The sequence below is a fragment of the Nitrospinota bacterium genome (genome assembly GCA_016217735.1).
GTDB lineage: Bacteria > Nitrospinota_A > UBA7883 > JACRGQ01 > JACRGQ01 > JACRGQ01.
The window spans coordinates 37,288-43,911 of record JACRGQ010000071.1 but is presented as its reverse complement, the minus strand read 5'-3'; the positions used below and the strand labels follow the sequence as shown (position 1 = coordinate 43,911).

10 protein-coding genes are annotated in these 6,624 nt (G+C 56.9%); 8 read left to right on the top strand and 2 right to left on the bottom strand.

The genetic code is table 11. The features are described 5' to 3' along the window. Nucleotides 1–96: 96 nt before the first annotated feature. Nucleotides 97–681: a hypothetical protein gene (locus tag HZA03_12050; protein ID MBI5638687.1), complete on the bottom strand. Its 585-nt coding sequence runs from the start codon at nucleotides 679–681 to the stop codon at nucleotides 97–99. 124 nt (nucleotides 682–805) lie between these two features. Here HZA03_12050 and HZA03_12045 point away from each other — a divergent pair, with 124 nt between their 5' ends. The 8 genes from HZA03_12045 (at nucleotide 806) to HZA03_12010 (ending at nucleotide 6,169) form a co-directional block, all read left to right on the top strand. Continuing rightward, the gene (locus HZA03_12045) at nucleotides 806–1,162 is read left to right on the top strand and encodes a hypothetical protein (protein MBI5638686.1); all 357 of its coding nucleotides are present in this window, start codon (nucleotides 806–808) and stop codon (nucleotides 1,160–1,162) included. A gap of 8 nt (nucleotides 1,163–1,170) precedes the next feature. Beyond that, nucleotides 1,171–1,590, top strand: coding sequence for a hypothetical protein (locus HZA03_12040; GenBank protein ID MBI5638685.1), 420 nt, complete (start codon nucleotides 1,171–1,173; stop codon nucleotides 1,588–1,590). Between the two features lie 124 nt (nucleotides 1,591–1,714). Then, nucleotides 1,715–2,293: a ribose 5-phosphate isomerase B gene (gene rpiB, locus HZA03_12035; protein MBI5638684.1), complete on the top strand. Its 579-nt coding sequence runs from the start codon at nucleotides 1,715–1,717 to the stop codon at nucleotides 2,291–2,293. A gap of 13 nt (nucleotides 2,294–2,306) precedes the next feature. Beyond that, complete coding sequence (locus HZA03_12030; GenBank protein ID MBI5638683.1) at nucleotides 2,307–3,551, top strand: serine hydroxymethyltransferase; 1,245 nt, start codon at nucleotides 2,307–2,309, stop codon at nucleotides 3,549–3,551. 70 nt (nucleotides 3,552–3,621) lie between these two features. Then, nucleotides 3,622–4,080: a transcriptional repressor NrdR gene (gene nrdR / locus HZA03_12025; GenBank protein ID MBI5638682.1), complete on the top strand. Its 459-nt coding sequence runs from the start codon at nucleotides 3,622–3,624 to the stop codon at nucleotides 4,078–4,080. Further along, a complete protein-coding gene (locus tag HZA03_12020; protein MBI5638681.1) occupies nucleotides 4,080–4,709 on the top strand; it encodes a bifunctional precorrin-2 dehydrogenase/sirohydrochlorin ferrochelatase in 630 nt (209 codons plus the stop codon). Before nrdR ends, HZA03_12020 begins: the two co-directional genes overlap by 1 nt. Continuing rightward, entirely contained in the window at nucleotides 4,706–5,494 is a 789-nt protein-coding gene (gene ccsA, locus HZA03_12015) for a cytochrome c biogenesis protein CcsA (protein ID MBI5638680.1), read from the top strand. The genes HZA03_12020 and ccsA overlap by 4 nt, the downstream gene beginning before the upstream one ends. A gap of 81 nt (nucleotides 5,495–5,575) precedes the next feature. Then, nucleotides 5,576–6,169 (top strand): polyisoprenoid-binding protein, encoded by a 594-nt coding sequence (locus HZA03_12010; protein MBI5638679.1) that lies wholly within the window; start codon nucleotides 5,576–5,578, stop codon nucleotides 6,167–6,169. Nucleotides 6,170–6,219: 50 nt separating this feature from the next. Here HZA03_12010 and HZA03_12005 read toward each other — a convergent pair whose 3' ends face one another. Then, nucleotides 6,220–6,612 carry a response regulator gene (locus tag HZA03_12005; protein MBI5638678.1) on the bottom strand — a complete coding sequence of 131 codons (393 nt, stop codon included), beginning with the start codon at nucleotides 6,610–6,612 and terminating at the stop codon, nucleotides 6,220–6,222. Between the last annotated feature and the right edge of the window lie 12 nt (nucleotides 6,613–6,624).

Genomic DNA, 6,624 nt, shown 5'->3' with positions numbered 1-6,624 from the left:
GCCGGACGATCTGAGGAAGAAGGCTCATGGTCATTTGAAATCGCTACAGCGCAACCAGAAAAAGGTACGCTCGTTCTTTGACGAGCCGAATGTACGTTATGCCGCATAATCATGTCGCCTTACTAACGACTTCCTTAGTAAATGACGTTCCATCCGATTTAGGTCGTCCTTTTCGGCATCGTTAAGGCGGGCGAAAGATTCCTCTATGCCAGAGTAAACTGTTTTTATCAAATTGTTGGCGTATTCTTTGTCGCTGATTTCATCCAGCCTGTTGATGGCCGGAACAAGCATCTGGTCGCAGAAGTCTGTTAATGTCTTCAACTTGAGGAACCGCGCAAGTCCCTTATTAGTAGAGTTGACAAACTCCATATCCTGTTTGAATGCAAATATTGCATTTTTGATAGCTTTTTGTTCACGTTTTTTCTGGTCATCCTTTTGCGCAAGGATGGCGGTTATCTCGGTGTTTTTCGCGGTTCTTTGGTTATGGTCGTTGCTTGCTTTCAGGCTTTCGTTCAAGCTTCGTAGATTAGCGTTGGTACGGTCTATGCCGCTTGAAATTTCAGACAAACTCTCCACCGCCGCCGCAGAATTCTTGGCTGTTTCTCGCGCGTAGTAGGTGTCGGCGTACTGAAACAACTTATTTTTTTTATTGGTGACCTCAACTTTCAACGGCCTATCCATTTACACCCCCCTTTATGCTATTTGAAAATACAATCCATGTCGTCCAATTTTATACCCCCCCCTGCAAAGTCAATACCCTTTTCGGGGTATTTTTCATGATTTGTGACAAATAAATGTCCGAGATGTGTTGGATTTTGCAGCATTCGGCAAGGCGCAAGATGAAGAGAGTTTTAAAAATACGTCTGAATCTCCGCCTTTGCGCGGAGGACAAAAACGGGGCCAGGTAAGATTTGCTATTCCAAGGTTTACCCTGTTATTCTCAAAGGATGAGCGAATAGGGAGAATAATTTTGGAAAGCATAATTTTGAAGAACCATAAGGATTTTGCCGGCAAGTACATCGCTAAAAAGTCGTTTGCCGACGTGGATGTAATTAGCGCGGCCGACACGCCGAAAGCCGCTCACGAAGAAGCCCAGAAAATGGGCGTCAAAGAACCAGTCATTTTTTATATCCCCGTGGAAGGCATGGTTCACATTTATTAACCACCCCCATGCCAATACGCAATTTCCCTTTCAGCCGTGAGCATGGCGGTATTGCGCGTCCTTATCTTCGCATAAGAATCTCCAACCCCCACACCGGGCTTAGCGCCAAAACGTATGGCCTTATTGATACGGGCGCGGATGAATGCGCCATCCCGGCGGGTTACTCGGCCATTCTGGGGCACAATCTGGAACAGGGAATCACCAAACAGATATCCACCGGTAATGGCATAACATCTGCCTACGCCCACTCCACAAGATTCGAGATATTCCATCCGGAAACCGAGGATGTCATCTATACGATTGACAACACGCCGATAGACTTCATGCCGAACCTGAACGTTGTTCTTCTTGGAGTAAACAGCTTCCTAAGCAGGTTTGTTCTCGAGATCAACTATCCCGAAAAACGCTTTACCGTAAAATGGCCTTAAAACCGCAAATAGATTAGGGTCATCGGGGCCAAAAGCGGGTTAGCGGTTGATTTTGGGGCGGGGATAAAATACCATCTTCTCTTACCGTTTTACTCAAAACCTTTAACGTAACCGGGGGTGGACTATTAGCAACGGAAGAATCGCCGTCGCCTGCGATCATGGCGGGGTCGGAATGAAAAAATATGTCATCGATCTCCTGGAAAAACAGGGTTACGAAGTGGACGATCTCGGCACCAATTCCACCGATTCGGTGGATTACCCGGACTATGGCCATGTGGTGGCCGAGCGGATAGCGGCGGGCAAAAATCAGCGCGCTGTGCTTATCTGCGGCACCGGCATCGGCATGAGCATCACCGCCAACCGCCACCAAGGGGTTCGCGCCGCGCTGTGCAACGATATCTACTCGGCCCGGATGAGCCGCCTGCACAACGATTCCAACGTGCTGGTTATCGGCGGGCGCGTCATCGGGCCGGCGCTGGCGGAAGAGATCGTGATGACTTGGCTCACCACCGATTTCGAGGGGGGGCGGCACATCCGCCGCCTGGAAAAAATCGACACGGCCCACGTGGAGAGCGTGGTGAAAAAAGTGGTGACGCATTACCTCGACAAGCACCACGAAGTGGACAGCAAGGCCATAGAAAAGATGATCCACGATTCGGTGAACCAGATATTGAACAATAAAAAAGAAGATAACAACAAGTAAAGGAAGGGGCGCCATGTCCGAACTCGCCAAGACCGACCCGGAAATTTTTAAGGCCATCCAAGATGAAACCGGCCGCCAGGCGCACACGCTGGAGATGATCGCCAGCGAGAATTTCGTCTCCGAGGCGGTGCTGGAGGCGCAAGGCTCGGTGCTCACCAACAAGTACGCCGAGGGGTATCCCGGCAGGCGTTATTACGGCGGCTGCGAGTTTGTCGACGTGGCGGAGCAGCTTGCCATTGACCGCGCCAAGCAGCTCTTCGGCGTCGACCATGCCAACGTGCAGCCGCACTCCGGCTCGCAGGCCAACACCGCCATCTTCCTCGCCGCGCTCAAGCCGGGCGACACCATTCTGGGGATGAACCTCTCGCACGGCGGCCACCTCACGCACGGCCACCCGCTCAACATATCGGGCCGCCTCTACAAGATCGCCGCTTACGGCGTGAACCGCGACACCGAGCAGGTTGACTACGGCGATCTGCTGAAGCTGGCGAAAGAGCACCGCCCGAAGCTCATCATCGCCGGGTGGAGCGCCTATCCGCGCGTACTCGATTTCGCCGCTTTCCGCCGCGTGGCGGACGAGGTGGGGGCGATGTTGATGACCGACATGGCGCACTTCGCCGGCCTCGTGGCGGCGGGGCTGCATCCCAGCCCGGTGCCGCACTCCGATTTTGTCACCACCACCACGCATAAGACGCTGCGCGGTCCGCGCGGCGGCATGAGCATGTGCCGCGCGCAATACGCCAAGGAGCTTGATACCGCCGTGTTCCCCGGCATACAGGGGGGGCCGCTCATGCACGTCATCGCGGCAAAGGCGGTCGCGTTTAAGGAGGCGCTCCAGCCGTCCTTCAAGGCGTATCAGCGGCAGATACTGAAAAACGCAAAGGCGTTGGGCGAGGAACTGACCGCGCATGGCTTCCGCCTCGTGTCGGGCGGCACCGATGTCCATCTGGTGCTGGTCGACCTCCGGCCGAAAAAGATCACCGGCAAGGCGGCGCAGCACGCTTTGGAAGAAGCGGGCATCACCGTGAACAAGAACACGATCCCGTTCGATCCCGAAAAGCCGATGGTCACCAGCGGCGTCCGGATCGGCACCCCCGCGCTCACCACCCGCGGCATGAAGGAAGGGGAGATGCGGCAGATCGCCAAATGGATCGGCGAGACGCTGGACGCGCCGGACAACGCCGCCGTCGCCGCCGGCGTGCGCAAAAAGGTGGAAGCGCTTTCCAGGGAGTTCCCGCTCTACGCCAACCGGCTGTAAGCGGGAATCGGCAAACGATGATACGGCGCCCGGCGGCAACCGGCCGCGCGGCCGGGCAAAGGAGTGCGGCATGAAAGGTCCGTTTTGCGGTAACACCGAAAACAAGGTGGTCGACTCGCGCGTGAGCAAGGAAGGCGATATCATCCGCCGTCGCCGCGAGTGCGACAAGTGCGGCGACCGCTTCACCACCCACGAACGCATCGAAGAGATGCTGCCGCTCATCATCAAAAAAGACGGCCGCCGCGAGGAGTTCGACCGCGAGAAGATACGCAAGGGGCTGGACAAGGCGTTTGAAAAGCGGCAGGTAAGCGTGGAACAGAAGGAAGCGATCATCGACCGCGTGACCAAGCGGCTGCGTGACCTGGGCGAAAAAGAAATCAAAAGCGCCATCATCGGGCAGGCGATCATGGACGAGCTGAAAAACACCGACGAAGTGGCTTATGTGCGTTTCGCCTCGGTCTACCGCTCGTTCCGCGACGTTAACGAATTCATGGCGGAACTCAACAAGCTGCTGGGGGAGAAGAAATAGTGCCCCGCTTCTATCCGATGATGCTCGACCTGCTGGGGAAGCGTTGCGTGGTGGTGGGCGGCGGCGAGGTTGCCGCCCGCAAGGCGGAATCGCTGGCGGAATGCGGCGCGAAGGTGACCGTGATCGCCCCCGCGATAGACCCCTCGCTGAAGCCGCTCATCGACGGCGGCGCGGTAACGCACTTTCCCCGCAGCTACGGCGCGGGCGACCTTCAGGGGGCGGCGCTCGCCATCGCCAGCACCGACAACGAGGCGGTGAACCGTTCCGTATACGCCGATGCGAATGCGCTGGGCATTCCGGTGAACGTGGTGGACGTGCCGGAGCTTTGCACGTTCATCGTGCCGGCGGTTGTGGAACAGGGGGACCTGACCATCGCCATTTCCACCTCCGGCAAAAGCCCCGCGATGGCCAAGCGCATCCGCAAGGAGATGGAAGGGCACTTCGGCCCGGAATATGGCGTGATGCTCCGGCTGCTCGGCGAGGTGCGGCAACTGGCGCAGGCGCGGGAAAAGGATATCGACCGCCGGATGAAACTGATGACGGCGATTGTGAACAGCGACCTTCTTGAACGGCTGCGCGGCGGCGCGCGTCCCGCGGCGGAAGAGGTATATAAGGAATTCGCCAAATGAAGACGTTGCTCACCCTGGCGCTCTTTTGCTACTTCCTGGCGATGCTGAAATTTTTCATGCACCTCGCCGTGCGGCGCCAGTTTTTCCACGCGCTGGCGGTCATCATGGCGCTGCTCGGCTTTGGGCTGCACACGGCGGGCCTCATGGCTATTTCGGCCAAGACCGGCCACGGCCCCTACACCACTCCGTTTGAATACACCTCGTTCTTCGCTTGGACCACCATGGCGGTGTTGCTGGTGTTCGCCGTGTTTCTCCGCCGCATCGCGTCGGTGGGCGCATTCGTTTCTCCGCTGGCCTTTCTTTTGATGGCGTATTCCATGCTGTTGCCGGAAGAGAGCGGCGGGCAGGTGCGCGCCTTCTGGCTCACCATGCACTACACCGTTTCGTTTTTGGCGCTCTCGTCGTTCATCGTGGTGTTCGCCGCCAGCGCCATGTATCTCATCCAGGAAAACGAGCTGAAGCACCACCGTTTCAGCGGCCTGTTCAAACGGATGCCGGATCTCGGCACCCTCGACCTTCTGCTGAACCGGGCGTTGGTGTTCGGTTTCCCGCTTATCAGCGTCGGCGTCTTGAGCGGCATGATCTGGTCCCACAAGCTGTTCGGCTCGTTTTTCGGCCCGAAGCCGGGGCGGGTGCTCCCGATCATCGTGGTCTGGTTCGTCTATGCCCTTCTCATGTTTGGGCGCACCGTCATCGGCTGGCGCGGGCACACAATCGCCTTGGTGGGGCTGGGAGGGTTCGCGCTGGCGGCGGCCGCGGTCGGCATCCACCTCGCCGTGCGTTAATTTCCCCATCGCGGGGCAAACTTCAGCGGAAATCGCGGCGGCAATGTTAGAATGACGCACATAATCATTATGGAGGCTCATATGAAAAAATTGTTGGCATTGCTCACGGTCACGGCATTCATCATCGGCGGGGCGGAGCGGGCGGCGGCGGCCACTTACGTTCTGGACAAGGCACACTGCAACATCGGCTTCTCCGTCAAGCATATGGTCATCTCCAATGTGAAGGGGAAATTCGACGAGTTTGAAGGGAGCTTCGACTTTGACGAGGCAAAGAAGGGCATCAACAGCGCCCAAGCCGCCATCAAGACGGCCAGCGTCAACACTGGCGACCAGAAACGCGACGATCATCTCCGCTCGCCCGAGTTTTTCGACGCCGAAAAGTTTCCCGAAATCACCTTTACGCTAAAGAACAGCCGCTCCCTCGGCGGCGGCAAGATGCAGGTGACCGGCGATCTCACCATCCACGGCGTCACCAAGGCGGTTACGCTGACCGGTGAATTTTTGGGAACCGCCAACGATCCGTGGGGAAACAAGCGCGCCGGGTTCACCGCCGAAGGGGAAGTGATCCGCGCCGATTACGGCATGGTCTGGAACAAGCTGCTGGACGGCGGCGGCCTGGTGGTGGGGGACAAGGTGAAGCTGCAACTGGAAATTGAAGGGATATTGAAGAAATAACCGCCGGCGGGGGGAGCGGCGGCCCGCCAGTTCCCCTTTTTCACCGGGCGTTACTGTTTGCCCCCGTCTTTCTGGAACAGGTTGTAGTAGTTTTCCAGCCGGCCGGGCAGTTCGTCCTGCTTGAACGGTTTTACGATATATCCCTGGATACCCACCTTCGCGCAATCCACGATGTCGCTTTTATCCCCCATCGCCGTCGCCATTACAATGGCCGTGCGGCGGCCCGACACTTTTTCCATCTCGCGAATTTTCTTAAGCACCGTATACCCGGTCATTTCGGGCATCTGAATGTCCAGCACGATGAGGTCGGGCTGCCACGACTTGTAAAACAACAACGCCTCGTTGCCGTTATGGGCATATTTCTTCTCGTACAGTTCATCGCTAAGACCATCTTTATACATGGTCAACGCCACCTTGGAGTCGTCGACGAGAAGTATTTTCATTTTGCCGCTTTC

What these genes read in the sequence shown, in the direction of transcription:
- HZA03_12050 (MBI5638687.1), bottom strand. Translation starts at nt 681, where the DNA reads ATGGATAGGCCGTTGAAAGTTGAGGTCACCAATAAAAAAAATAAGTTG.
- HZA03_12040 (MBI5638685.1), top strand. Translation starts at nt 1,171, where the DNA reads ATGCCAATACGCAATTTCCCTTTCAGCCGTGAGCATGGCGGTATTGCG.
- HZA03_12030 (MBI5638683.1), top strand. Translation starts at nt 2,307, where the DNA reads ATGTCCGAACTCGCCAAGACCGACCCGGAAATTTTTAAGGCCATCCAA.
- nrdR (MBI5638682.1), top strand. Translation starts at nt 3,622, where the DNA reads ATGAAAGGTCCGTTTTGCGGTAACACCGAAAACAAGGTGGTCGACTCG.
- ccsA (MBI5638680.1), top strand. Translation starts at nt 4,706, where the DNA reads ATGAAGACGTTGCTCACCCTGGCGCTCTTTTGCTACTTCCTGGCGATG.
- HZA03_12010 (MBI5638679.1), top strand. Translation starts at nt 5,576, where the DNA reads ATGAAAAAATTGTTGGCATTGCTCACGGTCACGGCATTCATCATCGGC.
- HZA03_12005 (MBI5638678.1), bottom strand. Translation starts at nt 6,612, where the DNA reads ATGAAAATACTTCTCGTCGACGACTCCAAGGTGGCGTTGACCATGTAT.